Source organism: Verrucosispora sp. WMMA2044 (assembly GCF_027497155.1).
Classification (GTDB): domain Bacteria; phylum Actinomycetota; class Actinomycetes; order Mycobacteriales; family Micromonosporaceae; genus Micromonospora; species Micromonospora palythoicola.
The window spans coordinates 2,076,183-2,102,480 of record NZ_CP114913.1 but is presented as its reverse complement, the minus strand read 5'-3'; the positions used below and the strand labels follow the sequence as shown (position 1 = coordinate 2,102,480).

Genomic DNA, 26,298 nt, shown 5'->3' with positions numbered 1-26,298 from the left:
GCGGCGAAGCCCGCCGATCATGCAGCTGTGGTCGATGGAATGCGGCTTTTGTCCCGGTCTGGAGTGACCACAACTGCATGATCCACGGCCGCGCGGGGCGCGGGTGGCGGGTTGGTGTGAGAGATGCCGGAGGCAGCCCCGGATCGGTTGGGGCGGTCGCGGAATCGTCGGCGAATCCGTGCCGGTCAGGGTCTGCCCTGCGGCGACGTGCCGAGCGCCGGGACTACCTGCTGGTCGTCAGGAGGGCGGATCTGCCGGCGAGCGCGACGGCGGGGCACCACGAACAACGACCGACCTGGCTGCGGTTCAGTTCTCGCACGGCATACTCCTTCCGGCTCCCGTCGTGATCGACCTGATGCCGGAAAGGCTAGGGAGGATTCGCCGCGCCCGCAATGGATATTGGTCAGGACAACCGACGCCGTCCCGGCCGGCGCAGTTGTGCGAAGGGCGAGACTGCCGGCCGTCGAGGGACTGGTCAGGCCGCTGCCGAGTGCTCCCGCTCCTCGGCGACACGGTCCAGGTGGGCGGCGAGTTCGTCGGTGACCAGCAGGTCGGTGCGGATGTCCTCGTGCGGGTACGCGGCCCGACCGACCATGTGCGCCGCGACCGGGGCCGTGGCGAGGGAGAAGGCACCGACCAGCACCAGCGTGGTGATGTCCACCCCGGTACGCAGCCGCAACGCGCAGCCGACCAGCACCAGCAGCAGCCCCAGCACCTGCGGTTTGGCCGCGGCGTGCATCCGGGTGAGCAGGTCGGGAAAGCGCACCAACGCGATCCCGGCGGCCAGGCTGAGCAACGCCCCGGCGATCAGACAGATCGACGCCGCGACGTCGAACGCCACGTCCAGGCTCATCTGCGGCTCCCGTCCGACGTGGCCGAGGTGGACGTGTCGTTGCGTCGGGCGGCGAACCGGGCGACGCTCACCGAGCCGACGAAGCCGAGCACGGCGAGGACGACGAGCACCGGCAGCGCGGTGGCGTCCCGGCTGTAGGCGGCCTCCGTGGCGATCGCCGCGACGATGACGGCCAGCAGCACGTCGGTGGCCACGGCCCGGTCGAGGATCGACGGCCCACGGATGATCCTGGTGAGGGTGAGCCCGCCGGCCGCGGCGAGCAGCACGGTGACGATCACGGCGACCGCGCTCATGCGGGTACCCCTTCCCGGTCGGCCGGGGTCTCCCGGACGCGGCGCAACTCCTCGGGTGAACCGATGGCCTCGATGATGCGGGCCTCCAGTTCCAGCACGCCTCGGCGGAACCGTTCGACCTCGTCCCGGCTGGTCACGCCCAGCACGTGGATGTAGAGCGTGCCGGTCCGCCGGTCGGCCTCCAGGATCAGGCTGCCCGGCAGCAGCGACAACGCCTCGGCGGTGAGCGTGAGGTTGAGGTCGGTGTTGACCCGCAGCCGCGCCGCGATGATCGCGCTCCGCGGGGTGGGGCCGACCCGCACCGCCAGCCAGGCGACCTGCGCGGAAGCCACCACGAGGTCGCGCAGGAAGTGCAGCCAGAAGCGGAGCAGCGGCAACGGACGGACGCGGCCGGCGAAGGTCACCGGCGGCAGCGGGAAGACGGCCAGCAGGACGGCGGCCACCACCAGGCCACCGATGATGTTGGCCCAGGACAAGGTGCCCCAGAGCAGCACCCAGACGGCGACCAACGCGGTCACCGCGACGACCTGGTTGCGTCGCCGGGCCGTACGGCTCAGCGGCGGACGTGCCGGGTCGGTCGGCTCCGTCGGCGGATCGGACCTCACGGCGCACCTCCCGGGAAGACGGCATCGACGTACGGGGTCCGCCGCAACAGGTCGTCGGCGGCGTCGGTGCTGAGGTCGAACAGTGGACCGGCGACCACGGTCAACGCCAGCCCGAGCACCACCAGCGCGAGCGTCGGCGCGATCATCAAGCCGGGCAGCACCGCTCCCGACCGCCCGCCGCTCCGGTCGGGCTCCATCGCGCCCTCGGTGCGGGCCGCCTCTGCGGCGTCGTCGTCGGCCGGCATGTCCGCGTGCGGCGTCCGCCAGAAGGCCAGGTTCCACACGCGGGCGATGGCGTAGAGGGTGAGCAGGCTGGTGACCAGGCCGCCGGCCACCAGGATCCAGGCCAGCGCACCGCCGTCGTCGACACCCGCCTGGATCAGGCCGAGCTTGCCGAGGAACCCGGAGAACGGCGGTATGCCGGCGAGGTTCAGTGCGGGCACGAAGAACAGCACGGCGAGCAGCGGAGACAGCCGCGCCAGGCCGCCGAGCCGGTCCAGGGCGGTGCTGCCGCCCCGGCGCTCGACCAGACCGGCGGCGAGGAAGAGGGTGGTCTGGATGGTGATGTGGTGCACCACGTAGAAGATCGCCGCGGACAGGCCGAGCGACGAGGTGAGGCCCACCCCGAAGAGCATGTAGCCGATGTGGCTGATCAGCGTGAACGACAGCAGCCGTTTGATGTCCGACTGGGCCACCGCGCCGAGGATCCCGACCACCATGGTCAGCACCGCCGTCACCAGCAGCAGCGTGGCCGTGCGTCCGCCGGGGAACAGCAACGTCTCGGTACGGATGATCGCGTACACACCGACCTTGGTGAGCAGGCCGGCGAAGACCGCGGTGACCGGGGCCGGCGCCGTCGGATAGCTGTCGGGCAGCCAGGCGGACAGCGGGAAGACCGCCGCCTTGATCCCGAAGGCCAACAGCAGCATGCCCTGCAACACCAGGCGCAGGTCGTCCGGCAGGGTGTCCAGCCGGTCGACGAGTTGGGCGAGGTTGAGCGTGCCGGTCGCGGCGTAGACCAGACCGATCGCGATCAGGAAGATCACCGAGGAGAGCAGGCTCACCACCACGTAGGTGGTGCCGGCGCGGATCCGGTTCTCCGTACTGCCCAGGGTCAGCAGGACGTAGCTGGCGACCAGCAGGATCTCGAAACCGACGTAGAGGTTGAACAGGTCGCCGGAGAGGAACGCGTTGCAGACACCGGCGGTCAGCACCAGGTAGGTCGGGTGGTAGACCGACAGGGGCGTCTCCTCGTGGCCGTCGGCCATACCCTGCCCGATCGAGTACACCAGCACGCAGAGCGTCACCGCCGCCGAGACCACGAGCATCAGTGCGGCCAACTGGTCGGCGACCAGCACGATGCCCAACGGGGCGACCCAGCCGCCGACCTCCACCACCAGCGGACCGTGCAGGCTGGACTGCACCAGCAGCGTGGCGGACACCGCCACGGTGGCGGTGAGCACGGTGAGGCTGACCCATCGCTGGGCCTGCGGCCGGCCGAGCAGCAGCAGCGTCAGTGCCGCGCCGAGCAGCGGCATCACCACCGGCAGCGGAACGAGGTACGTCATCCGGCCCGACCCGCCTCCACCATGTTGGCGACCGGCCGGGGGTCGCCGGTCGGCTCGCCGTCGCCGTCGTCGGTGCCGCCCTCGGTGTCGGCGGTGCCCGGATCCTCGTCGCGGATCGCGAGATCCATGATCCGACGGTCCTCGACGTCGTCCTGCACCTCGTCGTGCCCGTTGAGATGCCAACTGCGGTACGCCAGCGCGAGCAGGAACGCGGTCATGCCGAGGGTGATGACGATGGCGGTGAGGATCATCGCCTGGGGCAGCGGATCGCTCATCTGCTCCGGCTCGGTGGTGCCGACGATCGGCGCGCCACCGGCCCGCCCGCCGGTCAGCAGCAGCAGGTTGACGCCGTTGCCGAGCAGGATGACCCCCATCAGCACCCGGGTGAGGCTGCGTTCCAGCAGCAGTGTCACCCCGGCGGCGACGAGCACGCCGACCACGATCACGTAGGTGAGGTTGGGGGTCACACCAGCTCCCTTTCCCGGATCTCGGCATCCTCGGTCTCACTCTGCCGGTCCATCTCCGCGCCGAGACTGCGCAGGATGTCCAGCACCAGACCGACGACGATCAGGTAGACGCCGACGTCGAAGAAGACCGACGTGACGAAGTGGACGTGCCCCAGCACCGGCAGGTGGAAGTCGAGGACCGCGCTCTGCAGGAACTCGCCGCCGAGCAGCATCGCGCCCACCCCGGTGCCGACGGCGACGAACAGCCCGGCGCCGAGCACCACACCGGCGTCGACGGGTGCCGCGCCGTTGAGTTCGGTACGCCCGCCGGCCAGGTAACGAACGGCCAGCGCGAGACCGGCCACCAGGCCGGCGGCGAAGCCGCCACCCGGGGCGTTGTGGCCGCTGAACAGCAGGTAGATGGAGAAGAGCACGATGGCGTGGAACAGCAGCCGGGTCACCACCTGGAGGACCACCGACCGGGCGCGGGTGGTGGCACCGGTGGTCAGCCAACGCGGCCAGGTCGACTCGGCCCGGCCGCCACCGGGAATCTCGGCGCGTCGGTGCAGGTCACCCGAACGCCGGAAGATCAGGCTGGCCACGCCGGTGGCGGCCACCACCAGCACGGCGATCTCACCCATCGTGTCCCAGGCTCGGATGTCGACCAGGGCCACGTTGACGATGTTCTTGCCGCCGCCGTACGACACCGCCTCGTCGGGAAATCCGACGGAGATCGGGACGGCCTGACGGGAGCCCGTGGCGACGTACGCCATGCCGGCGGTGACCGCGCCCACCGCGATCCCGATCGCGACGCGACCACGCCGGCTGGACCGGATCGGCCGCTCCGAGAACGTGATCGGCAGACGGCGCAGCACCAGCACGAACATGACGATGGTGACGGTCTCCACCAGGAACTGGGTGAGCGCCAGGTCGGGGGCACCGTGCAGGATGAACAGCAGCGCGGTGCCGTAGCCGGCGACGCCGACCAGGATCATCGCGGTGAGTCGGCGCAGAGCCCGGGCCGCCAGCACCGCCGACACGATCACCACGGCGGCGGCAACCCCCTGCAGGGGGGTGTCCCAGACGTGGAACCGCCGCGGCCAGGGCGCCCCGATCAGCAGCGCCCCACCGGGTAGCAGCACCAGCACCACCAGGATGACGCCGAGGTAGAACGGCAACGATCCACGCTGGGTGGCACCGGTCAGCTCCACCGCCAGCCGGTCGACGGCACCGACGACCCGCGTGTAGCCGGTCGCGCTGTCGAAGGGAAGCCGCAGTGTGGCCCGCACCCGTTCCCGGCGCAGCAGGTGGAACAGCGCGGCACCGCCGGCCACCGCCAGCACCGACAGCCCCAGCGCCGGGGTCAGCCCGTGCCAGAGCGCCAGGTGGTAGCCCGACTCGGCACCGGGAAAACGGTCGGCGTACGGGGCGAGCAGGCGGTCCACCGCCGGGGCGAGCAGTCCGGCCGCGACCCCGGCGACGGCCAGCGCCGCCGCCGGGCCGAGGAAGGGCCAGGACACGGCCGTCACCTCGGCGGGCGTGACGCCCGGCTTACCGGCGAAGGCTCCCCAGAGGAACCGCAGCGTGTACGCGACGGTCAGCGCCGAGCCGAGGACCACACCGGCCAGCACCACCAGGTCGGACCCACCGCCGTGCAGCAGCGCCTCGACGGCGGCTTCCTTCGCGACGAAGCCGGCCATCGGCGGCAGGCCGGCCATCGAGGCCGCCGCGAGTCCGGCGACCACGGCGAGCGCCGGCGCCCGTCGACCCAACCCGCTCAGTTCGCGCAGGTCCCGGGTGCCGGCGACGTGGTCGATGATCCCGACGGTGAGGAAGAGAGTGGCCTTGAACAGCGCGTGCGCGAGCACCATCGCCGCACCGGCCAGGGCGGTGTCGCGGGTGCCGGCGCCGAGGATCACCATCAGCAGGCCGAGCTGGCTGACCGTGCCGTAGGCCAGCAGCAGCTTGAGGTCGGCCTGGCGCAACGCCGTCCACCCACCGAGGAACATGGTGATCAGGCCGGCGGTCAGCAGCACCGGCCGCCACGGGGTGACCTCGGCGAGCGCCGGCCCCAGCAGGGCGACCAGGAACACGCCGCCTTTCACCATGGCGGCGGCGTGCAGGTACGCGCTGACTGGTGTCGGTGCCGCCATCGCACCGGGCAGCCAGAAGCTGAACGGGAAGATCGCCGACTTGCTGAGGGCGCCGAGCAGGATCAGCACCACGGCGACGGTGAGGTAGCCACCACCGGGCAGGTTCCCGGCGATCTCGGACCAGCGGAAACTGCCGGCGTGCCGGCCGAGCATGACGAACCCGGCGAGCATGGCCAGACCGCCCAGCGTCGTCACCAGCAGGGCCTGCATGGCGGCCCGCCGGCTGGCCCGCTTCGCCGGGTCGCTGCCGATCAGCAGGTAGGAGAAGACGGTGGTCAGTTCCCAGAACACGTAGAGCAGCAGCAGGTCGTCGGAGACCACCAGGCCGAGCATCGCACCGGCGAAGGCGACGAAGACGGCGGCGAAGCGTCCGAGGCCGGGGTCGTCGGTGCGGAAGTAGCGGGCGCTGTAGGCCAGCACCAGTGCGCCGACCCCACCGACGAGGACCACCATCAGCCAGGACAGCGTGCCCATCCGGAGGGCGAGTTCCAGCCCGAGTTGCGGCACCCACGGCACCGTCTCGACCACCGGCACACCGTCGCGTACGCCGGTGGTGTGGGTGAGCGCCCAGATCAGCGTCGCGCCCGGTGCCAGCGCCACCAGGTAGAGCGCGTTGCGCCCCCAGAGTCGCACCAGACCGGGGGCGATCACGGCTGTCAGCGCATGGACCGCCACCAGTGCCAGCACGCACCCTCCCCAGAGATCATCAGCCGGTGTAACGACCCTATCCGGTGACGCCCGTTATCCGCATGCGTCGTGATCCTGGTCAAAGACGAGCTCGCGCTGGTGGACGGTCGTGCGTTCGTCCTCAGCCGCCCAACCGGCGCACCATGTTCATCACCGTCTCCACCTGGGCACCACCCTTTATCGGGTAGTTGGTGGCACCGAGGTAACCCCACCAGTCCCAGCATCCGTTCGGGTTGCTGGCTGCGGTGATGGCCTGCGGGTACAGCACGATCATGGCGTTGGTGTCGGCGTACTGGTTGAGGTTGGCGCGGTCCACGAAGGCGGTCCCGACCCGGCTGTGCCCCTGGAGGCAACCGTGCAGCGCCACCAGCAGCCGGCAACTCGCCCCCGAGGCGCACGACGAAGGGACGTAGGCGAAACCGTTGGCGTCCATGCTCAGGCCGTTGGCCCAGCCGTTCACCGCGAAGCTGTTCTGGCTGAACCGCACAAGCGTGCCGCCGAGCGGGCCGGTGTTGGGCGACTGGACCGACCCGAACAGTTTGCGCAGGAAGGTGTGCTGCGGGTCGGTGCCGCAGTCGTTGAGATACGGGGCTGCGGTGGCCGTGCAGCCCACCGTCCCGTAGGGCGTGACCCAGCCGTGCCCGGCCGAGGAGCCGCTGTCGTACTGCACGCTGGCGCCCAAGTGCTGCTGGTAGCGGACCAGGTCGTCACTGACCGACCGCTTCACCGTGCCGTCGGATCCACCGTGGAAGACGTAGACCGGCTCGCCGGACAACCCGCTGACCGGGTCGACCCAGCCATATCCGGCCCAGGTCCGGGTGTACGCCTGGAGGCTGCTCAGATATGTCGGGTAGATGTTGTCGCCGCAGCCGTACAGCGCCTGCGCGACGTTGTTCTGCGCGCAGTAGTAGGGGCCGGCGGCGAACAGCGCCGCTCCCCTGATCCGTCGCGAGTAGGCCACCTGGAGTTGGCCGGCCAGGTAGGCGCCGGAGGAGACCCCGGCGACGTACACCCCCGAGATGCGGTAGGTCGACAAGCTTCCGGACACGGGGGTCTTGGTGTGCGGGGTGGTGGCGGCCTGGGCCGGCATCGCGGGCGTGAGCAGCAGGGCCGCGACGGCGGCGGCGAGCAGGCGCGAGACAGGTCTGATCATGACGCTCCCTGTGGTTCGGTGAGCGCCGGCGGTGGTGTCGGCGTACGGCGACGCTAGCGTGACCTGCGTCACCGCCGACATGACCGCGATCCACACCTCGCAAGGCCGCGCAGTGGTGCCGGTCGCTGTCGACGACCTCTCCCCCGGTCTCCGCTGTGCCCTGTCGCTGCGATCAGTCCACGACGCCGAACTGCAACCACACCTGGACGCGCTCGGTGACGTGGTCCCGCCCGCCGAGGGCACCACGCACCTCGGCGGTGAACTTGGCCCGGCCCGACGCCGAGGGCAGCCGGTCGGCCGACATGGCGGAGAAGACGCCGCCGACCATGTCCTCGACGGTGAGCTGCGCGTCGTACCGCACAAACGACTCGGCGTACCGGTAGCCGGCCCGGACGAGAGCCTCCTGGTTGAGCCGGCGACCTGTCTCGTCGGTCTGACAGGTGGCGTTGACCGGATGCCCGAGCAGCTGTTGCAGACAGTCGCGCAGCACCACCGACCACTCGTCGTCCTGCGCCCACAAGGGAGCGCCGTTGGTGATCACGGCGATACCGCCGCCGGGTCGCAGCAGTTGGCGGGCGTCGGCGAACAGCGTGTCGCGGTCCATGAAGTGGACGGCGACGGCGACTGTCAACGCGCCGATCGACCGATTGCCGAGGAGCCGGCCCAGCGTGGGCAGCTCGCGGTCGGTGCCGAGTACCCAGGTGACATTGGCTCTCGCCGCGCTCAAGGCGGCCTCGCGGGCCTTGGCCAGCATGTCCGGCTCGGGGTCCACGCCGATGACAGCTCCGACCCTGGCGGCGAGCGGGAGAGTCAATTTGCCAGTGCCGCAGCCGAGGTCGAGCACGGTGTCCTCGATGCCGAGCCGGCACGCGGCGGCCAGGGCGTCGAGCACCTCGGGTGGGTAACCGCGTCGATGCCTCGCGTAGTACGCCGCCACCTCACCGCTGAAGTCCGCCCTCACCTCGCCAGCCTGCCCGCGACTCCCGCCGGAACGCGTGCAATTCTGCCCACGGCATAGCCGCCCCGTCCGCCGTCCGCGTGGCGGTTGTTCGTCGGGTCGGTCAGGATCGTCGGGCCGCGCTGACCCTGGACGGGGTCAGCCGGCCGAGGAGCGGGTCACCGGCAGGTCGAAGTAGGTGTCGGGCCAGGGTTCGTCGCGGTAGCGGAAGTGCCACCACTCCCGGTCGTAGCCGACGAATCCACCGTCGGTCATCAGGTGCCGTAGCTGCCGCCGGTTCTCCCGCGCGGTGGGACCGACGCGATCCGAGTCGGTGTGCGACAGCGGGTCGAAGCAGTCGAAGCCGGTACCCATGTCGACACTGTTGTCGGCGAGACGCCGCGCGTACAGGGCGGTGCAGGCCACCAACGGCCGGCCAGGCTCGACGCGCGCCTGCTCGGGCGGCGGCACGTCGACCAGGGTGAGGTCGACGGTGCTGCCCCGGCTGTGTGCGCTGGGTGCGCCGAGATAGCCGCGGTCGACCAGCTCGGTCTTTGGCACCCGAGGGTAGAACTCGGCCTTCGTGGCGTCCTGATCCGGCTGGGCGGCCCAGTGCAGGAAGTCGTCGGTGGCCCGCTGCGGGCGGTAGCAGTCGTACACCTTGAGGCTGCGGCCGACGGCGAGCGCCGCGTCCTGCACCCGGCGCAGCGCCTCGGCGGCGCGGGCGGTGAGCAGGCACAGCGGTTCCTGGTAGCCGTCGACGCGGCGGCCGACGAAGTTGGCCGCCGTGGCGTACCGGATGTCGGTGAGGATGCGATCGTCGACATCGGACAAAACGACGAAGCCCGGCGACACCGATGGCGACGGTGGTGGTGGTGGTGTCGGCTCCGGTTCGTCACCCCGTCCGCAGCCACCGGTCACCAGCGCCAGCGTCGCCGTCAGGCCGAGGGCGAGGGTGCGCGGCGAGGTCACCTCACCGCCGGCCGGCGCGCGTCGCGGCGGTACGGTGCCGCCAGCGCCGGCGGCCCACCAGACCGCCGGCGAGAAGCGTCAACCCGACGGCGAGGCCGATCAGGGAGGCCGACCGCAGGCGACCGGCCAGGGTCGCCGCCTGCGAGGTCTCCGCGCCGGACGCGCCGCCCGGCAACGCCCGTGGGGGTACGGCGGCCGGTGGAGCCGAGGCGGTGGCCGAGCCCGGGCTCACCAGCACCCCCACCGAGGCCGCCGAAGGCAGCTCGAATCCCCAGTCGAGCAGGGCCGCGCCCTGTTGCCAGCCCCGCTTGTCGATCACGTCCGCGCCCAGCAACGTCACCACGAGCCGCCGTCCGTTCCGCTCGGCGATGCCGACGTAGGTGTGCCGGGCCAGGTCGGTGTAGCCGGTCTTGCCGCCGAGCGCGCCGGGATAGTGGTAGAGCAGCTGGTTGTCGTTGTCGATGGTGAAGCCCTTGGCGCGTTGCCTGGGCTGGGCCGGGATGGTCGCCTCCCGGGTGGCCACGTAGCGCCGGAAACGCGCGTCGTCGAAACAGGCCCGGGTGATCAGAGCCAGGTCGTACGCGCTGGTGAACTGTCCGGGACCGTCCAACCCGGAGGGCGTCGCCGCGTGCGTCTGGTGAGCGCCGAGCAGTTTCGCCTGCTCGTTCATCGCCCGTACCCCGCCGGCCATGCCGTCCGCGCCGCCACCGAGGCGGGCCAGCGCGTTCGCCACCTCGTTCCCCGAGCGCAGCAGCAACCCGAGCCAGAGCGTCTCCACCCGGTACCGGCCGCCCGCCACCAGCCCCACCGCGGAACTTCCCGGTTCGATGTCGAGGTCACCGGCGGTGATGGTGACGACGTCGGTCGGATCGAGTCTCGGCAGCATGGTCGCGGCCAACAGCAGCTTCTGCACGCTGGCCGGGGTGGCGTACTCGTGCGGACCACAGCCGCCCAGCACCTCGCCGGTGTCCAGGTCCGCCACCAGCCACGAGGTGGCGGCCACCTTCGGCGGCGTCGGTACGCCCGGCGGCACCACCAGACCGGAGGTGGCCAACCGGGGTCCGCCGACGGCCCGCTGCACCGGGTCCGGTGACGGCGCCGCCGCAGGTGTGGGGCCGGGGGCGGGCGGCGCTGGACGCGGACACCGCACCGGCGCCGCCGCCTGGGCGTCGGCGACCGGTACCAGTGGCGTCGTCAGCAGCGCGGCAGCCACCGCGACCGAAAGTGCGGAAGCTCTCACAATCAGCGACACTATCGGGTGAATTCCGACGAGGCCCGCAAATCGACCATCACCCACCCTCGGATCCTGGATCTGGCCGGCCCTCGACGAGGGCGGATTCGCACCAGGCCCTACTCGGTGGGGCGGGCCCGGCGAGCGGCGAGGAAGGCCAGGGTGATCGCGAGCGCTCCGACGGCCAGCGCCACGAGCATCCCCGCGCCCGGCCCGCCGCTGGCCGAGGCGGTGCCGGCCGGCTGAGCGGCAACGGTGCCGGTTCGCGGCGGGACGAGCGGCGGTGCCACCTCAGCCGACCCGGTCACCGTCGGTGACGGTGCGGCGTCCAACTCCCCCGGCTCCACCAGCCGGCCGACGCTCGTCCGCCGGGGCAGCGCGAAGCCCCAGTCGAGCAGCGCGGCACCCTGCTCCCAACCGCGTTGCGGCCGGGGCTCGGCACCGAGCAGCGTGACGACCAGTCGGCGACCGTCCCGCTCGGCCGCGCCGACATAGGTGTGCCGCGCGTAGTCGGTGAAGCCGGTCTTGCCGCCGAGGGCACCGGCATAGCGGTACACCAGTTGGTTCTCGTTCTGGATCTCGAAGCCCCTGCCCCGCACCGCCTTCTGCGCCGGGATGCGGGCGCGCTCCGTGAGCGCGTACCGCCGGAAGGTCGGATTGGCGAAGCAAACGCGCGCGATCAGGGCCAGGTCGTACGCGCTGGTGAACTGGCCGGGGGCGTCCAGCCCGGACGGGGTGACCGCGTGGGTCTGGTACGCGCCGAGCAGTCTGGCCTGCTCGTTCATCGCCCGCACCCCGCCGGCCACGCCGTCGGCGCCGCCACCGAGGCGGGCCAGCGCGTTCGCTGCCTCGTTGCCGGACTGCAGCAGCAGCCCCAGCCAGAGCGTCTCCACCCGGTAGCGACCGCCCGGCAACAGCCCGACCGCCGAGCTGCCGGGGGCGATGTCCAGGTCCTCCCTGGTGACCGTGACGACCTGCGCCGGATCGAGTTTCGGCAGCATGGTCGCGGCGAGCAGCAGCTTCTGCACGCTGGCCGGGGTGGCGTACTCGTGTGGACCGCAGCCACCCAGCACCTCGCCGGTGTCCAGATCCGCCACCAGCCACGAGGTCGCCGTCACCCTCGGCGGGGCCGGCACTCCCGGCGGCACGACCAGGCCGGGGGTGGCCAGCGCGTCTCCGCCGACCATCCGGTGCGCCGCGACGGGTGGCGGTGGCGTCGGCTTCGGCGACCGGGACACCTTCGGCGCCACCGCTTTCGGGCAGGGCACGACCGTCGGGGCCGGCGTCGCGGGCACCGACGGGGGTAGCGGTGGCACGGCGGCGGCCGGGAGAGCGACCGAGGTGGACGATCCGGAACCGACAGTGGTCACCGCAGCACCGACAGTCGCCGGCATCAGCACGGCGGCGACGGCGGCGCAACCGGTGGCCAGGGCCCGGATTCTCATGAAGACGCAGACTAACGGCAGGATCGTCGGTGTCGCCCACCCCGCCCGGCCGGCTCGGGTCGGGTGCAGGTCGCGATCCTCGCCGCGGATTGTTGAACCGTTCGCGCCCACCCCCCGTATCCACGACCGAACACATGAAACGCCCGGACCTGCGGCGGGAGCGCTCCCGCGCGGCTCGGTCCGACGTCACCCGCGAGGGTCCTCGGCAGGCGGGGCGGGGCCGGCCGCCGTCGCCGAGTGTCTTTCCGGGCACCCCTTTGCGCACCAGCCGACGGGCCGACCCGTCGGGCGGTCAATCATGAGGAGAGAAGCATGGTCAGGCGTACGCAGCAGCACCGCAAGCACGCTGCCTTGAAGCTCGGTGGCGTCGGTGTGCTGGCGGTGGTGCTCCTGGGAGGCGGTCTGACGCTGGCCTCCGCCGACGACGCGGCCGAGCCGCAGACGGCGAACTGCCCGACGGTACGGGACAAGCTGTCCAACGTGCCCGCCGCCGCCGTCGCCGGGGTGGAGCAGGAACTGGCCAACCTCGACAAGCAGATCGCCGAGGCGAACGCCCGCCTCGCCCAGCAGGCCGCCAACCCCCAGGGTGGCCCCGCCTTCGTCCAGAACGCCATCCTCGGGCCCCTGGCCAGCAAGCGAACCGCCGCCCTCGATCGCATCGGCATCAACATCTCGCGTGTCGGTGGTCAACGCCCCGACCTCGCCAGCCTGGCCACCTGCGGCCTCAACGCCGCAGGTGTGCCCAGCGCCGTCAACGGCAACGCCGGAAACGCGGGCAACGGCAACGCCGGCAACGGCAACGCCGGCAACGGCAACGCCGGCAACGGCAACGCCGGCAACGGCAACGCCGGCAACGGCAACGCCGGCAACGGCAACGCCGGCAACGGCAACGCCGGCAACGGCAACGCCGGCAACGGCAACGCCGGCAACGGCAACGCGGGCAACGGCAACGGCAACGGCAACGGCAACGGGAATGCCGGTAACGGCAACGCGGGGGCCGGCGTGGCGCAGCGGGTGAACTGCCCGACGGTGGCCGACCGGCTCCCGACGGTGCCGGCTCAGGCCGCGGCGGAGGTGCGGCGGGAACTCGCCAACCTGGAGAGCCAGATCGCCGACGCCAACGCCCGCCTCGCCCGGCAGGCGGCCAACCCGCAGGGCGGCCCGAACTTCGTGCGCAACGCCATCATCGGCCCGCTGGAGGACCGGCGCGTCGCGGCGATCAACCGCATCGCCACCGCGATCGGCCGGGTCGACGGCAACCGCCCCGCCGATCTGGTCAACCTGGCCAGGCCCTGCTCGGCGCGTTGACGACCTGATCCACCGCAGCGGCGAGCGGTGGTGACACGAGTGCTCCCTCGAGCACCACGTTGACCGAGCCTCCGCTGCGAGGTCGCCTTCAGGCGGTGATGTCACTCAGACATGAACTTGTCGTCGTGACATCACCGCCTTCGGTCCAGGTGCCTGGCCGAGCGGTGTCAGCCGGCCAGCTGGCACAGATAGTCGTGCAGGGTCGCCGAGGCGGCCAGCCGCCGCCGGCTGCGGCGGTGCAGCTCCTGCTCGCGGCGGGCCAGCTCGGCCCGGACCCGCTGCGGGCTCCCGGTGGTCCGCATCTCGTCGAGCACCGCTGTGATGATCTCGAACGGGTACGCGCCCCGGCGCAGCAGCGCCACCACCTGGGCGGCACGCTGCTCGGCCTCGTCGTACACCCGGTAGCCGGTGCCCGCCTCGCGGGCCGGGCGCAGCAGGCCGCGCGCCTCCCACAACCGCAGTTGTGAGGTGCGGACCCCGACCAGGTCGGCCACGACGCCGACGCGTACCGCCCGACGTGGCCCGGCGGTGGGCCGGCGTGGACCAACGACCACCGTCTCGAACGCGCCGAGCACCATCCGGATCTCGGCCCGTTCGCGGTCCAACTCGGCGTGTCCGGCGTCCAGCGACGCCAGCGCCGTCGTCAGGTCACCCCGGTGGACCGCGGCCATGATCTCCCGGGTACGCGTCCAGCCGTGCCCGTCGGCCACCGACCGGGCCACCGCCAGGGCCCGCGCGTGCGCGTCGGTGAAGATCCGGTAACCGCTCGGGGTGCGCTCGACCGGAGGCAACACGCCGAGGTCGACGTAGTTGCGGACCTGCTGTACGGAGACACCCGCCGTCGCGGCGAGATCCACCGCACGCAACCGTCCGCTGCCCCGACGATCCACCACCGGCTCAGCCTAGCTTCCCGCGTTGTTTGAGACTTTTCGTCATCTATCACGCCAACCAGCGCTCAGTATGCCGCGAAAGTCTCCACATGCATGTGAATGAGACAATTTAACCCGGCCAGGCCATCTGAAGCCAGTTCCCGGGCGGGAGTCCGTCCACGATCTCGCGAAGGGTTCGCATGCAGCAGCCAGCAGGGTCCGCCGCCGACAGTCACGACGTCATCGAGGTACGCGGGGCGCGGGAGAACAACCTCGACGCCGTCTCGGTCGACATCCCCAAGCGCCGGCTGACCGTCTTCACCGGCGTGTCCGGTTCCGGCAAGTCCTCACTTGTCTTCGGCACCATCGCCGCCGAGTCCCAGCGGCTGATCAACGAGACCTACAGCGCCTTCCTCCAGTCGTTCATGCCCAACCTCTCCCGGCCCGACGTGGACTCGCTACGCAATCTCACCCCGGCCATCGTGGTCGACCAGGAACGGATGGGCGCCAACTCGCGCTCCACCGTCGGCACCGCCACCGACGCGTACGCCATGCTGCGCATCGTGTTCAGCCGGCTGGGTGAGCCGCACGTCGGCGGGGCCGGCGCCTTCAGCTTCAACCTGGCCGAGGGGATGTGCCCCACCTGCGAGGGCCTGGGCCGGGTCTCCGATCTCGACGTCAACGAACTGGTCGATGTGGAGAAGTCGCTCAACGACGGCGCGATCACCGTGCCGAACTTCGCCGTCGACACGTGGTACTGGCAGACCATCGTCGGCTCCGGCCTGTTCGACCCGGACGTCAAGCTCCAGGACTTCACGCCGCAGCAGTGGCAGGACCTCCTGCACAAGCCCGCCACGAAGATCAAGGTAGGCGGCACGAACCTGACCTACGAGGGTCTGGTCGTCAAGGTACGCCGGCTCTACCTCGCCAAGGACCGGGAATCCATGCAGCCGCACATCCGGGCCTTCGTCGACCGGGCGGTCACCTTCACCACCTGCCCCGACTGCGGAGGCACCCGGCTGAACGCGGCGGCGCTGACCTCCCGCATCGCCGGCCGCAACATCGCCGAATGCGCCGCCATGCAGATTAGCGACCTGGCCGGGTTCATCCGCGGCATCGACGACCCGTCGGTCGCCCCGTTGACCGGCAACCTGCGGGAGTTGCTGGACTCGCTGGTCGAGATCGGTCTGGGATATCTCAGCCTCGACCGGGAGTCGGCCACCCTCTCCGGTGGTGAGGCGCAGCGGGTCAAGATGGTCCGGCACCTCGGTTCCAGCCTCTCCGACATCACGTACGTGTTCGACGAACCCACCGTCGGCCTGCACCCGCACGACATCGCCCGGATGAACGACCTGCTGCTGCGGCTGCGGGACAAGGGCAACACGGTGCTCGTGGTCGAGCACAAGCCGGAGACCATCGCGGTGGCCGACCACGTGGTCGATCTCGGTCCCGGTGCCGGTGCCGCCGGTGGTCGGATCTGCTACACCGGGGACGTGGCCGGCCTGCGCCGCTCCGACACGCTCACCGGTCGGCACCTGGACCACCGGGTACGGCTGCGGAAACCGGTCCGTACGCCTCAAGGGCACCTCGCGATCCGGCACGCCGATCTGCACAACCTGCGCGACGTCAGCGTGGACATCCCGCTCGGCGTGTTGACCGTGGTCACCGGGGTGGCCGGCTCCGGCAAGAGCTCCCTGGTGCACGGCTCACTGCACGGCCGCGACGGTGTGGTGATCGTGGACCAGGCCCCGATCCGTGGCTCCCGGCGCAGCAACCCGGCCACCTACACCGGCCTGCTCGACCCGGTACGCACCGCCTTCGCCAAGGCCAACGGGGTCAAGGCCGCCCTGTTCAGCGCCAACTCCGAGGGCGCCTGCCCCACCTGCAAGGGCATCGGGCTGGTCTACACCGACCTGGCGATGATGGCCGGCGTCGCCTCCGTCTGCGAGCAGTGCGAGGGTCGCCGTTTCACCGACGAGGTGCTCACCTACCGGCTGCGCGGGCGCAACATCAGCGAGGTGCTCGGCATGTCGGTGGCCGAGGCCCGGGACTTCTTCCCCAGCGGGCCGGCCCGGATCATCCTGGACCGGATGGCCGACGTCGGGCTGGGTTACCTCACCCTCGGCCAGCCGCTGACCACCCTCTCCGGCGGCGAGCGACAACGGCTCAAGCTGGCCATCCACATGGCCGACAAGGCCGGCACCTACGTGCTGGACGAACCGACCACCGGACTGCACCTGGCCGACGTCGACCAACTGCTCGCGCTGCTCGACCGGCTCGTCGACGCCGGCAACACGGTGATCGTCATCGAACACCACCAGGCGGTGATGGCCCACGCGGACTGGCTGATCGACCTCGGGCCGGGTGCCGGTCACGACGGCGGCCGGATCGTGTTCACCGGCACCCCCGCCGACCTGGTGGCGCGCGGCGACACGCTCACCGCCCGCCACCTGCGCGACTACGTGGCCGGCTGACCACCGCCGGAGCCGGTGGCGCCCGTCGGCCGGCTCCGGCACCCGCCTGGCCGTGGGTGGGTGCTCCTCCGGCGTCGACGCTGCGCAGGCTGCACATCCCGCCGGACCGACCACCACACCGGCGGTCGGTCCCGTTACGCCGCGGACAGCCGGCGCAGCCAGCGCCGTTGCCAGGGTGTCTCCACCGCGCCCGGCCGGTAGGCGGCGCGTACCCAGCCGACCGCGTCCTCGGCGGGCAACCCGTCGAGGATGGCCAGCGCCGCCAAGGCGGTGCCGGTCCGTCCCGTGCCACCCCGGCAGGCCACCTCCACCCGCTGGCCGGCGTACCCGCGACGCAGCGCCTCGCCGAGCGCGTCCAACGCGTCCGCCCGGTCCAGTGGTATCCAGAAATCCGGCCACCGGACCCGCCGGTACGCCCAACCGGGCACCGGCCCAGGAGCGAGCAGCAGGCTGAAGTCGGCCGGTGCGGCCGGATCACCGATCCGGCGGCCCCGCATCCGGACCCCGCCGGGCAGTTCCACCACACCGACCTCGTCCGCCCAGTCCGATCCGCGCACCACACCTCCTCGGGAGCAACCGACACGTCCGGCGCCGCTGCGGCGGGCGTGCCGTCCGCACCGGGCCGGCCGGAATCAGCGCCGGGGTTCCTGGTCGGTCCGCTCGTGGCCGTCCGACCAGACGCTGCGGTAGATGGTGCCCCGCCCGTCGGGATCCGGCACCCCGGTGGGCGTCGCGTCGGTCAGGCCGGCACCGCTGTCGTTCGACCGCAGTCCGCCGGCTCGACGCGAGCGGCGCAACCGGGTGACGACGAACCAGACGACAGCCAACGCCGTGGCGACGATGACCACGTTCTGCAGGATGCCGGCGTACCCCTCGACCAGGTGCCAGTTGTCGCCGAGCAGGTAACCGGCCATCACGAAGGTGGTGTTCCAGATCAGGCTGCCCAGCGTGGTGTAGACCGCGAAGGTCAGCAGCGGCATGCGTTCCACCCCGGCCGGGATGGAGATCATGCTCCGGAAGATCGGGATCATCCGTCCGAAGAAGACGGCCTTGACGCCGTGCCGCAGGAACCACTCCTCGGTCCGGTCGATGTCGCTGAGCTTCACCAGCGGCAGCCGCGCCGCGATGGCCCGCGTCCGCTCCCGGCCCAGCGCGGCGCCGACCCAGTAGAGCGCGAGGGCGCCGAGCAGCGAACCGAGTGTCGTCCAGAAGATGGCCCCGATGACGTTCATCCGCCCCTGCGCCGCGACGAACCCGGCGAGCGGCAGGATCACCTCGCTGGGAATCGGCGGGAACAGGTTCTCCAGCGCCACGGCCAGCCCAGCACCCGGGCCACCAAGCCGCTCCACCAGGTCGGTGACGAAACCGACCAGACCGTCCTCGGGTGGTGCGGACTGGCCGACGACCGAGGGCGAGGCGTACCGGACATGCGTCATGTCCTACACGCTACGAACCGCACCTGAGAGTCGCTGCATCGGCGTCGACTTTTCGGAACTAGGCTGCGCGGGTGTCCCGCCCTCCGCTGAGGATCGCCGTCGCCCAGCCCTCGTGCGTGTCGTACGACGTGGAGACGAACGTGGCGGCGCACGCCGCCATCGTCCGTGCCGCCGCGACCCGGGTGGTGATCTTCCCGGAGCTGTCGCTCACCGGTTACGAACTCGACGCCGCGCCGGTCGACCCGGCGGATCCGCGGCTCGCGCCGCTGGTCGCCGCGTGTACGGCGGCAGGGGCGGTCGCGCTGGTCGGCGCGCCGGTGGCCGGAGAGCACATCGCCACCCTCGCGGTGGACGGCAGCGGGGCACGGGTGGCGTACCGCAAGATGTGGCTCGGAGACGTCGAGGCCCGCCGCTTCCGCCCCGGACCGGCACCGGTCGTGCTGGACGTCGACGGCTGGCGGATCGGCCTGGCGATCTGCAAGGACACCGGGGTCGTGGCGCACGCGGAACAGACCTGCGCTGCCGGCGTCGACGTGTACGCCGCCTCGATCGTCGACGCCGCCGCTCAGGCGCACGTGCCGGATCAGCGGGCGATGCGGATCTGCGCCACCCACCGGGTCGTGGTCGCGGTCGCCAGCTTCGCCGGCTCCACCGGTGGCGGCTACGCCGAGACGGCCGGACGGTCGGCGATCTGGTCGTCGGATGGTTCGGTCCTCGCCCGCGCCGGAACCGCACCGGGTGAGTTCGTCCAGGCGACCCTGACCTGACCGTGCGCACCGACCGGCTGCTGGCCGGTGCCGGACGGGGGTCAGCCCTGCGGCAGGGTCTCCTCGAACCGGTCCAGCACGTCGTCCACCCGGTCGGCGAAGTCGGCGGGGAGCCGACCGCGGTCCACCTCGTCGTCGAGCCGCTCGCGCAGATCCTCCAGTCGCTTCTCCTGGTCCTTCGACCGGCTCCCGACCAGCTCGGTCAACTCCTTGCGCAGCCGGTCGGCCGCCTTCCGCTCGATCTCGCCGGTGAGCTGTGCCTCGGTGAGCAGCGCGATGAGTTCGACCGCCGCCCGCCGCAGGCTCGCCGGCTCCGGCGGGTTGGCCGGTGAGGTCGCGGCGGGTCGTGGTGAGACCGGCGCGGCGGAGGACGGCCGGTCGGCCGCGGGCGTGGTGGGGGTGGCCGTCGGCTGCCCGTCGCTCCGGTCGCCGAGGACGAGTGCCGCGCCCAAACCCAGGAGCAGGACAAGTGCGAACGTGACGAGCGCGCCGGTGGGCGGACCGGTAGGCCCGCGCCGGCCCGGCGGCCGTCCGGCTGCCGGCCGGCCGCGGGCACGCAGTGGTCGGCGAGTCGCGGATCGTGGTGCGATGCCGGACACGACGGTCGGGCGGTCCGCCGGCTCGATGAGGGTCGGCGGATGGTGGCGCACCGGCCGGCTGGACTCCGGTGGCTGCTGCTCGCCGCCGCTGACGACCGGCCCGGTGACCGGCCCGTCGTCCGTGGTCGGCGCCGCCGGACCGGAGGCGGCGGCACGCAACCGGGTGGCCAGTAGTCCGGCCGTGGGACGTCGTTCCGGATCAGGGTCGAGGCAGGCCAGCACGAGCTGGGCGAGGTCCGCCGGCAGGCCCGGCGCCCGTGGGGGTGCCACGGCCGGTCGGTTGGCATGCACCCGGACCGCGTCCGGCCAACTGCGCACGGGCAGCGGCACGTCACCGGTGAGGGCGCGGTACAGCAGTGCACCCAGGGCGTACACGTCGCTGGCCGGGTGGGCTGGGTCGTTGCCCAACCTCTCCGGTGCCAGGTACGCGGGCGTACCCATCAGGGCGCCGCCGGCCGGTCGCCCACCGGGCGTGGGCGCCCCGGCGAGTGCGGCGATGCCGAAGTCGAGCACCTTGGCACCGTTGTCGGTGAGCATGACGTTGCCCGGCTTGACGTCGCAGTGCACCACGCCGAGGCGGTGCGCGGCAGCCAGGGCGCTGGCCACCTCGGCGGCCATCCGCAGGGCCGGCCGCCAGGGCAGCGGACCGTCGGTCAGCCGGTCGGCGAGATTCCGCCCGTCGACCAACTCCATCACCAGGTACGGCACGACGCTGCCGTCGGTCAGGGCCGCCTCGCCGTAGTCGTACACCTGGGTCACGTGGGGGTGGGCCAGGCGTGCCGCCGCGCGGGCCTCCCGCCGGAGGGTGGCCCGCAGGTCCGGGTCGACGGCGAACGTCCCGGCGAGGACCTTCACCGCGACCGACCGGCCCAGGACCTCGTCGTCGGCGCGCCACACCTCGGACATTCCGCCGAGGCCGACGCGGTCGTGCAGCACGTAGCGGTCGTGCAACCGCAGGCTGGGGGTGAACGGAGACATGGGCCTCCAGTCTGCCTGCCGCACCGCCCCGCGCACCACCCGCCCTACGTCCGGCAGGCGGGCGGTGCGGGCACCGGACGGGGCTGGATCTGGTCGGCGAGTCGGCGCAGCGCCCCGGCGGCGAGCCGGCGGGTGACCACCAGCCGCTCCGGCCGGGGTACGTCGGGTCGGACCGGCGCGTCCGGGCGGGCGGACATGACATGGCGGGTCACCGCGTCGACGGCCATGACGAAGCCGGTGGACTGTTCCATGGTCAACTCCTCGGAACCGGTCCGGAACTGCTCCGGACGACGAGTGTGGTGGGCAGCAGGATCTGGCCCGCGGCGGCGTCCACGGGCGGGTCGAGCAGCAGCGTGGCGGCGCTTCGGCCCTTCGCCTCGCCGGGTTGGCGGATGGTGGTCAGGCCGGCCGGGGTGGCCTCGGCGATGTCGTCGAAGCCGGTCACCGAGACGCCCCGCCCCCACTCGCCGTCGGCACGCAGGACGTCGAGCGCACCGAGGGCGAGCACGTCGGAGCAGGCCAGCACCGCGGTGGGCGGTTCGGGCAGGTGGGTCAGCGCGCTGACCGCGGCGGCGCCCGCGGCTCGGGTGTTGTCGGTCGCGGTGAGCACGGTCAGGTCGGGCCAGGCGACCCCGGCCGCCGCGAAGGCCTCGGCGAAGCCGGCCAGCCGGTCCCGGGTGGTGGGATGCGGCACGTCGGCCACGTCGTCGACCAGCAGCGGCCCGGCAGGCGCGTCGGGCAGCACGTCGTGGCCGAGCAGGGCGACCTTCCGGTGGCCGAGGGTGGCCAGGTGCGCCGCGGCGGACCGGGCGGCGGACCGCTCGTCGATGCCGACCCAGAGGTCGTCGGCCCGAGGACGTGAGGAGGTGGTCACGAACGGCAGGCCACGGCCACGGATCGTGTCGAGAATGCCCTCCTCGTCGCCGGCGCAGTAGACGCAGAACCCGTCGACGGCGGCGTTCTCCACCGCTGTGCGCGCGCCGACGGCGTCGTCGGGCAGGGGTATCAGCAGCAGGTTGCTACCGTGGCGCTCGGCCGCCTCGGCCACCCCGGTGAGGAACCGGACGGCGAAGGGGTCGGTGAACGCGTACGACAGCCGGGAGGTGAACAGCACCCCGATGGCGCCCACGAAGCCCCGGCGCAGCGACCGGGCGGTGGGGTCGGGCCCCGGGTACCCCATCTGCCGCGCGGTCTCCAGGATGCGCTGACGCAGCTGCGGCGAGAGTTGGTCAGGACGGCCGTAGGCGTTGGAGACGGTGCTGCGCGAGACACCGACGGCCTCAGCCACGGCCCGCAAGGTCGGCTTCATCCCCCTGCCCCTCCCGCGCCCGTCTGGATCGATCCAGCAACTGAATCGATCCAGACGCTACCCCTCACCCCCACCCCCGTCAACCCCACTCCCACCCCGCCCCCACTCCCACGTTGATCATGAAATTGTTGCTGCGGGCAAGCGCTTGCCCGGATGACAACTTCATGATCAACACCCGTGTCGACGCGCAACGCAGCGCACCCCCGGGCGGGCGGTGCGCGCGGGGGGTGGGGGTGCGGGGGTGGGGGTGTTAGCGGGGGGCGAGGTCGGCGATCATGCGTTCCAGGATCTCCGGGGTGCGCTCCGGTGGCTCGGCCTCGACGCAGAGCCGCTCCATGGCCACCGCGTAGAAGTCGAGATCCTCGCGCTTGTCCAGGTAGATGGCACTGGTCAACTGTTCGATGTACACGATGTCGGGCAGGTCCTGGTCACCGAAGCGCAGAATAGTGAAGGCGCCCCCGGCGGCGGCGTGCCCACCGGCGGCGAACGGGATCACCTGAAGCCGGACGTTCGGCGTACGCGTCGCCGCGAGCAGCGCCTCCAGTTGGCCGCGCATCACCTGCGGGCCACCGATCGGCCGGCGCAGCGCCGCCTCGTCGACGACCGCCCACAGGCGCGGCGGGCGGGGCCGGGCCAACAGCTCCTGGCGGCGCATCCGCAGATCCACCCTGCGGTCGATCTCCTCCGGACCGGCCGTGCTGTGACCGAGCAGCACCACGGCGCGGGCGTACTCCCGGGTCTGCAACAGGCCCGGGACGAACTGGACCTCGTAGCTGCGGATGAGCGCGGCCGCGGCCTCCAGCCCGAGGTACGACTGGAACCACGACGGCAGGACGTCGCCGTACCGGTGCCACCAGCCCGGGTTGTTCGCGTCGCGGGCCAGTTTGAGCAGCGCCGCGCGCTCCTGCTCGGCGGTGACGCCGTAGAGCGTGAGCAGGTCGGCGACGTCACGTTCCTTGAACCCGACCCGACCCAGTTCCATCCGACTGATCTTCGATTCGGAGGACCGGATCTCCCAGCCGGCGCTCTCCCGGGAGACACCCCGCGACTCCCGCAGGCGTCGAAGTTGCGCACCCAGCAGCATCCGCAGCACGGTCGGGCCGGCCGCCGGACCCTCCTCGGCGGAAACCATGGTCACCTACCGTCCTCCACACGCCGTCAGTGGTCGAACCGGTGGACCGAGTCGACCGACGTGTAAGCATGCCATGAACCGTCAGTGAGGTGAACCGCCCATCCCGTGCGGGACGAATCCCGTCGATGGGATGTGGGGTCAGCCGATCAGATGATCGAAGTCACCGTCCCGGGCACCGAGCACGAACGCGGCGATCTCGTCCACCGTGTAGATCAGCGCGGGTCCGTCCGGGTGCCGGGAGTTGCGCAGGGCGATTCCGGCACCGCCGGGCAGTTCCGCCAGCTCGACACAGTTTCCGCTGGGATTGCTGCGCCGGCTCTTCTGCCAGGCGAGGGGAGGCAAGTGGTCAACGGGTACACCGTTTGGCGGCTGCTGCATGAGGGGCTTCTGTTCTCTCCGATTGGCGCCGGTGCCGTGGGAGGAGCGGTAGCGGCTTGAGGGGCGGCGTCGGCTCGTTATGCACGTGCATCTGCTATTGCATCTGCAATGGACACCGGGGATGATAACGCACGTGCGTGACGCCTACCTGCGCACGCTCTGTCCCGCGAACCTGACGACCATCAGGGGAAACGAGGTGTCTGACAGCGTCCGCCATCCGGTGTCGGGCGTGTCTCGCGGAGAAGGGAGATGGTGGTGCCGGATCCGCTGACCGTCGCGTCCGGCATCTGCGCCGCGGGAGCGCTGCTCTCCTCCTGGCAGTTGGGACGCCGGGCCGTGCGGGCCGAGACGGAGATCGGGCGTCTCCAGGCCGAACTGACCGCAGAGCGGCACGCCGCCAGCCACGACCCGCTGACCGGCCTACCGAACCGGCGGGCCTTCTACCGCCTCGCCGCGACGCTGCTCACCGACCGCTCCGGCTGCCACCTGATCGCCGTGGTCCTCGACCTCGACGACTTCAAGCAGATCAACGACCGGTACGGGCACGCCGCAGGAGATCAGGTACTGGTCAGTGTCGCCCAGCGACTGGCCACCTTCGCCGGTGACAACCTGGTGGCCCGCCTCGGCGGCGACGAGTTCGCCGGACTGCTGGCCAGCCCGACCCTCGACCGACGGTGGATCGACCACGCTACCCGGCGGTTGTACGACATGCTCGCCGCGCCGATCCCGATGGGTGCTCTCACCCTCCGGGTGACCGCCTCGGTCGGTCTGGCACCCGTGCTGGACAGCCAGCTCACCGAGGCGCTCAACCGCGCCGACGCGGCGATGTACGAGGCCAAGGCGCTCGGCAGCGGTCGACCGGGCCGGGCGCTGCGCGACACCGCGTACCTCGCCGAGTGCTGACATCACCCCGCACCACGCGTCGCCGCCTCCCAGGTGGGTACTCCGCCGTTACCAGGCTGGTACGGCGGAGGGAAGAACATGTCAGACATTCGGGCGCTGGTCCTCAACTGCACCCTGAAACGCTCTCCCGCCCGGTCCAGCTCCGAGGTGCTGGGCCGGGAGGTGCTCGACGCCCTCGGCGAGCAGGGGGTCACCGGCGAACTGATCCGGGTCGTGGACCACGACGTCCGCTTCGGTGTCTCCACCGACGAGGGCGATGGCGACGCCTGGCCGCAGATCCGGGCGAAACTGCTGGCCGCGCAGATCTTCGTGATCGCCACACCGATCTGGCTCGGACAACCGTCCAGCGTGTGCAAGATGGTCCTGGAACGCCTCGACGCCGAGCTCAGCGAGACCGACGACCAGGGCCGGCTGCTCACCTACGGCAAGGTGGCCGCGGTGGCGGTCGTCGGCAACGAGGACGGCGCCCACCACACGATCGGGCAGGTACAGCAGGCACTCAACGAGGTCGGCTTCACCTGCGCGGCGGCCGGCGCGACGTACTGGGTCGGCGAGGCACTGCACAAGACCGACTACATCGACGCGCGCCCGAAGCCGGAGACCACCGGTCGGGCGACCAAGGCGTTGGCGCTCAACAGCGCCCACCTGGCGCGGCTGCTCGCCGAACAGCCGTACCCGCCGCCGGACGCCCGCGACGCCGCGGTCGACCCGGCCCAGCGGTCCGGCTGAGGTCACCGGCCCACCCCGGTCCAGCAGTCCGGCTGAGGCTGCGGACCGGGCGAGCCGGACGGTCAGCGCCAGCCGTAGCCGGCGCGCAGGGCCTGGCCCACCCGGTCGAACCGGGCCCGGTCCAGCACCGCGCCCTCCCGCCGGATGCTGTCCTCTCGCATGGTCAGCACCCGGTCCAGGCGCACCCAGCTCGGCCGCCGGTCACGGTCCCAGTCCCCCGGCCCGAGGGCCAGCCAGTGCCGGTCACCGTGGCGGTCCTGCTGGCTGGAGAGCATCAGCCCGAACAGGGTCCGGCTGTGCCGGCCCACCACCAGCACCGGCCGGTCCTTGCCCTGCCGGGGGTCGTCCTCGTAGGACACCCAGGTCCAGACGATCTCCCCCGGGTCGGCCTGCCCGTCGGGCTCCGGGGCGTACGACAACTCGCGGCGCTGCAACGCGCTGACCTGACGCCGTCGCGCGAGCTTCGCCGGGGTGGGCCCGGCCGCGCGCGGCCTCGGGATCACCGCACCGACACGGGACGCCACACTCCTGAACAGACCTGCCACGGCGGCAGCCTATCCGCTGTCACCGGTCCCCCGGCCGGCAGGGACTGTGCCCTCCTGGGCCGCGTGGCGATGATGTCTCACCCGGCGACCGGGTCGCTACCATCGCCGGCGGTGGCCAGCCGCGCCACCATCTCGTGGAACTCGCCGACGGTCACCGTCTCGCGCAGGGTGGCGAAGACGGCCGCGGCCCCGGCGGCCGCCGTGCTCTCGTCGACTCCGGCCCGCTCGCCGACCCGGCGCAGGAAGTCCGCCGGCCCGCCCGGCGACAGCGCGTCGGTCAAATCAGTCGGTAGATACCCGGTCGGGTCGGGCGGCTGCGCGCCGGTCATCCGCTCCACGACGGTGTCCAGAACCGCCCGCGCGACGTCGGCCGCAGGTTCGGGCGCCAGCCCGGAACGACGTGACACCGCGGCGACGAACAGCGGAAACCGCACGGCGCCCTCCTGTCGTCGGCGCCGCGCTGGATACCCCCGCCGGCACCGGGCAAACGCCCGCCCGTGGCGGCCGGGGGCCGCCCGGCCCGGGCCG

26 protein-coding genes are annotated in these 26,298 nt (G+C 71.9%); 5 read left to right on the top strand and 21 right to left on the bottom strand.

Annotated features, from left to right (window positions below):
• Positions 1–475: 475 nt before the first annotated feature.
• The 11 genes from mnhG to O3597_RS09375 form a co-directional block, all read right to left on the bottom strand.
• Positions 476–853: a monovalent cation/H(+) antiporter subunit G gene (mnhG, locus tag O3597_RS09425; RefSeq protein WP_281603867.1), complete on the bottom strand. Its 378-nt coding sequence runs from the start codon at positions 851–853 to the stop codon at positions 476–478.
• Positions 850–1,146 (bottom strand): monovalent cation/H+ antiporter complex subunit F, encoded by a 297-nt coding sequence (locus tag O3597_RS09420; RefSeq protein WP_164449798.1) that lies wholly within the window; start codon positions 1,144–1,146, stop codon positions 850–852. Before O3597_RS09420 ends, mnhG begins: the two co-directional genes overlap by 4 nt.
• Positions 1,143–1,751, bottom strand: coding sequence for a Na+/H+ antiporter subunit E (locus O3597_RS09415; protein WP_281603866.1), 609 nt, complete (start codon positions 1,749–1,751; stop codon positions 1,143–1,145). Before O3597_RS09415 ends, O3597_RS09420 begins: the two co-directional genes overlap by 4 nt.
• Positions 1,748–3,319, bottom strand: a complete 1,572-nt coding sequence (locus O3597_RS09410; protein WP_281603865.1) for a Na+/H+ antiporter subunit D — start codon at positions 3,317–3,319, stop codon at positions 1,748–1,750. Before O3597_RS09410 ends, O3597_RS09415 begins: the two co-directional genes overlap by 4 nt.
• Positions 3,316–3,786 carry a Na(+)/H(+) antiporter subunit C gene (locus tag O3597_RS09405; RefSeq protein WP_281603864.1) on the bottom strand — a complete coding sequence of 157 codons (471 nt, stop codon included), beginning with the start codon at positions 3,784–3,786 and terminating at the stop codon, positions 3,316–3,318. The genes O3597_RS09410 and O3597_RS09405 overlap by 4 nt, the downstream gene beginning before the upstream one ends.
• A complete protein-coding gene (locus tag O3597_RS09400) occupies positions 3,783–6,605 on the bottom strand; it encodes a Na+/H+ antiporter subunit A (protein WP_281603863.1) in 2,823 nt (940 codons plus the stop codon). The genes O3597_RS09405 and O3597_RS09400 overlap by 4 nt, the downstream gene beginning before the upstream one ends.
• A 121-nt stretch (positions 6,606–6,726) precedes the next feature.
• Complete coding sequence (locus O3597_RS09395; protein WP_281603862.1) at positions 6,727–7,758, bottom strand: PHB depolymerase family esterase; 1,032 nt, start codon at positions 7,756–7,758, stop codon at positions 6,727–6,729.
• A 172-nt stretch (positions 7,759–7,930) separates the two neighbouring features.
• On the bottom strand, positions 7,931–8,719 hold the full coding sequence (locus O3597_RS09390; RefSeq protein ID WP_164449792.1) for a class I SAM-dependent methyltransferase: 789 nt from the start codon (positions 8,717–8,719) through the stop codon (positions 7,931–7,933).
• Between the two features lie 135 nt (positions 8,720–8,854).
• The gene (locus tag O3597_RS09385; RefSeq protein ID WP_281603861.1) at positions 8,855–9,667 is read right to left on the bottom strand and encodes a M15 family metallopeptidase; all 813 of its coding nucleotides are present in this window, start codon (positions 9,665–9,667) and stop codon (positions 8,855–8,857) included.
• A gap of 1 nt (position 9,668) precedes the next feature.
• Complete coding sequence (locus O3597_RS09380) at positions 9,669–10,907, bottom strand: serine hydrolase (RefSeq protein WP_281603860.1); 1,239 nt, start codon at positions 10,905–10,907, stop codon at positions 9,669–9,671.
• A gap of 110 nt (positions 10,908–11,017) precedes the next feature.
• The gene (locus tag O3597_RS09375; RefSeq protein ID WP_281603859.1) at positions 11,018–12,343 is read right to left on the bottom strand and encodes a serine hydrolase; all 1,326 of its coding nucleotides are present in this window, start codon (positions 12,341–12,343) and stop codon (positions 11,018–11,020) included.
• Between the two features lie 312 nt (positions 12,344–12,655).
• Between O3597_RS09375 and O3597_RS09370 the strand changes: the two genes are divergently transcribed.
• On the top strand, positions 12,656–13,651 hold the full coding sequence (locus O3597_RS09370) for a hypothetical protein (protein ID WP_281603858.1): 996 nt from the start codon (positions 12,656–12,658) through the stop codon (positions 13,649–13,651).
• A gap of 167 nt (positions 13,652–13,818) precedes the next feature.
• Here O3597_RS09370 and O3597_RS09365 read toward each other — a convergent pair whose 3' ends face one another.
• Positions 13,819–14,544, bottom strand: coding sequence for a MerR family DNA-binding transcriptional regulator (locus tag O3597_RS09365; RefSeq protein ID WP_281603857.1), 726 nt, complete (start codon positions 14,542–14,544; stop codon positions 13,819–13,821).
• 176 nt (positions 14,545–14,720) lie between these two features.
• Between O3597_RS09365 and O3597_RS09360 the strand changes: the two genes are divergently transcribed.
• Positions 14,721–16,994, top strand: coding sequence for an excinuclease ABC subunit UvrA (locus tag O3597_RS09360; protein WP_281603856.1), 2,274 nt, complete (start codon positions 14,721–14,723; stop codon positions 16,992–16,994).
• Between the two features lie 134 nt (positions 16,995–17,128).
• Here the strand turns inward: O3597_RS09360 and O3597_RS09355 are convergent, their stop codons facing one another.
• Positions 17,129–17,551, bottom strand: coding sequence for a protein phosphatase (locus O3597_RS09355; protein ID WP_281603855.1), 423 nt, complete (start codon positions 17,549–17,551; stop codon positions 17,129–17,131).
• A gap of 75 nt (positions 17,552–17,626) precedes the next feature.
• A complete protein-coding gene (locus O3597_RS09350) occupies positions 17,627–18,430 on the bottom strand; it encodes a DedA family protein (RefSeq protein ID WP_164449785.1) in 804 nt (267 codons plus the stop codon).
• A gap of 71 nt (positions 18,431–18,501) precedes the next feature.
• Between O3597_RS09350 and O3597_RS09345 the strand changes: the two genes are divergently transcribed.
• Positions 18,502–19,197 (top strand): carbon-nitrogen hydrolase family protein, encoded by a 696-nt coding sequence (locus O3597_RS09345; RefSeq protein ID WP_281603854.1) that lies wholly within the window; start codon positions 18,502–18,504, stop codon positions 19,195–19,197.
• Positions 19,198–19,238: 41 nt separating this feature from the next.
• Here O3597_RS09345 and O3597_RS09340 read toward each other — a convergent pair whose 3' ends face one another.
• The 5 genes from O3597_RS09340 to O3597_RS09320 form a co-directional block, all read right to left on the bottom strand.
• Positions 19,239–20,774: a serine/threonine protein kinase gene (locus tag O3597_RS09340; protein ID WP_281603853.1), complete on the bottom strand. Its 1,536-nt coding sequence runs from the start codon at positions 20,772–20,774 to the stop codon at positions 19,239–19,241.
• A gap of 44 nt (positions 20,775–20,818) precedes the next feature.
• The gene (locus O3597_RS09335) at positions 20,819–21,025 is read right to left on the bottom strand and encodes a hypothetical protein (protein WP_164450244.1); all 207 of its coding nucleotides are present in this window, start codon (positions 21,023–21,025) and stop codon (positions 20,819–20,821) included.
• Positions 21,026–21,027: 2 nt separating this feature from the next.
• On the bottom strand, positions 21,028–22,062 hold the full coding sequence (locus tag O3597_RS09330) for a substrate-binding domain-containing protein (RefSeq protein ID WP_281603852.1): 1,035 nt from the start codon (positions 22,060–22,062) through the stop codon (positions 21,028–21,030).
• Positions 22,063–22,333: 271 nt separating this feature from the next.
• A complete protein-coding gene (locus O3597_RS09325; protein ID WP_164449784.1) occupies positions 22,334–23,221 on the bottom strand; it encodes a helix-turn-helix transcriptional regulator in 888 nt (295 codons plus the stop codon).
• Positions 23,222–23,353: 132 nt separating this feature from the next.
• Complete coding sequence (locus O3597_RS09320) at positions 23,354–23,593, bottom strand: DUF397 domain-containing protein (protein ID WP_164449783.1); 240 nt, start codon at positions 23,591–23,593, stop codon at positions 23,354–23,356.
• Between the two features lie 255 nt (positions 23,594–23,848).
• On the opposite strand from O3597_RS09320, the gene O3597_RS09315 reads away from it, so the two are divergent.
• Together O3597_RS09315 and O3597_RS09310 are read left to right on the top strand one after the other, a co-directional pair.
• Positions 23,849–24,496, top strand: a complete 648-nt coding sequence (locus O3597_RS09315) for a GGDEF domain-containing protein (protein ID WP_164449782.1) — start codon at positions 23,849–23,851, stop codon at positions 24,494–24,496.
• A gap of 78 nt (positions 24,497–24,574) precedes the next feature.
• The gene (locus O3597_RS09310; RefSeq protein WP_164449781.1) at positions 24,575–25,225 is read left to right on the top strand and encodes an NAD(P)H-dependent oxidoreductase; all 651 of its coding nucleotides are present in this window, start codon (positions 24,575–24,577) and stop codon (positions 25,223–25,225) included.
• 62 nt (positions 25,226–25,287) lie between these two features.
• On the opposite strand, the gene O3597_RS09305 is transcribed toward O3597_RS09310, so the two are convergent.
• Both O3597_RS09305 and O3597_RS09300 read right to left on the bottom strand, forming a co-directional pair.
• Positions 25,288–25,770, bottom strand: a complete 483-nt coding sequence (locus O3597_RS09305) for a type II toxin-antitoxin system PemK/MazF family toxin (protein WP_164449780.1) — start codon at positions 25,768–25,770, stop codon at positions 25,288–25,290.
• Between the two features lie 77 nt (positions 25,771–25,847).
• Positions 25,848–26,204 carry a DUF2267 domain-containing protein gene (locus O3597_RS09300; RefSeq protein WP_164449779.1) on the bottom strand — a complete coding sequence of 119 codons (357 nt, stop codon included), beginning with the start codon at positions 26,202–26,204 and terminating at the stop codon, positions 25,848–25,850.
• Positions 26,205–26,298: the final 94 nt, after the last annotated feature.

What these genes read in the sequence shown, in the direction of transcription:
- O3597_RS09375 (WP_281603859.1), bottom strand. Translation starts at nt 12,343, where the DNA reads ATGAGAATCCGGGCCCTGGCCACCGGTTGCGCCGCCGTCGCCGCCGTG.
- O3597_RS09335 (WP_164450244.1), bottom strand. Translation starts at nt 21,025, where the DNA reads ATGGAACAGTCCACCGGCTTCGTCATGGCCGTCGACGCGGTGACCCGC.
- O3597_RS09410 (WP_281603865.1), bottom strand. Translation starts at nt 3,319, where the DNA reads ATGACGTACCTCGTTCCGCTGCCGGTGGTGATGCCGCTGCTCGGCGCG.
- O3597_RS09340 (WP_281603853.1), bottom strand. Translation starts at nt 20,774, where the DNA reads ATGTCTCCGTTCACCCCCAGCCTGCGGTTGCACGACCGCTACGTGCTG.
- O3597_RS09370 (WP_281603858.1), top strand. Translation starts at nt 12,656, where the DNA reads ATGGTCAGGCGTACGCAGCAGCACCGCAAGCACGCTGCCTTGAAGCTC.
- O3597_RS09395 (WP_281603862.1), bottom strand. Translation starts at nt 7,758, where the DNA reads ATGATCAGACCTGTCTCGCGCCTGCTCGCCGCCGCCGTCGCGGCCCTG.
- O3597_RS09360 (WP_281603856.1), top strand. Translation starts at nt 14,721, where the DNA reads ATGCAGCAGCCAGCAGGGTCCGCCGCCGACAGTCACGACGTCATCGAG.
- O3597_RS09420 (WP_164449798.1), bottom strand. Translation starts at nt 1,146, where the DNA reads ATGAGCGCGGTCGCCGTGATCGTCACCGTGCTGCTCGCCGCGGCCGGC.
- mnhG (WP_281603867.1), bottom strand. Translation starts at nt 853, where the DNA reads ATGAGCCTGGACGTGGCGTTCGACGTCGCGGCGTCGATCTGTCTGATC.
- O3597_RS09310 (WP_164449781.1), top strand. Translation starts at nt 24,575, where the DNA reads ATGTCAGACATTCGGGCGCTGGTCCTCAACTGCACCCTGAAACGCTCT.
- O3597_RS09350 (WP_164449785.1), bottom strand. Translation starts at nt 18,430, where the DNA reads ATGACGCATGTCCGGTACGCCTCGCCCTCGGTCGTCGGCCAGTCCGCA.
- O3597_RS09320 (WP_164449783.1), bottom strand. Translation starts at nt 23,593, where the DNA reads ATGCAGCAGCCGCCAAACGGTGTACCCGTTGACCACTTGCCTCCCCTC.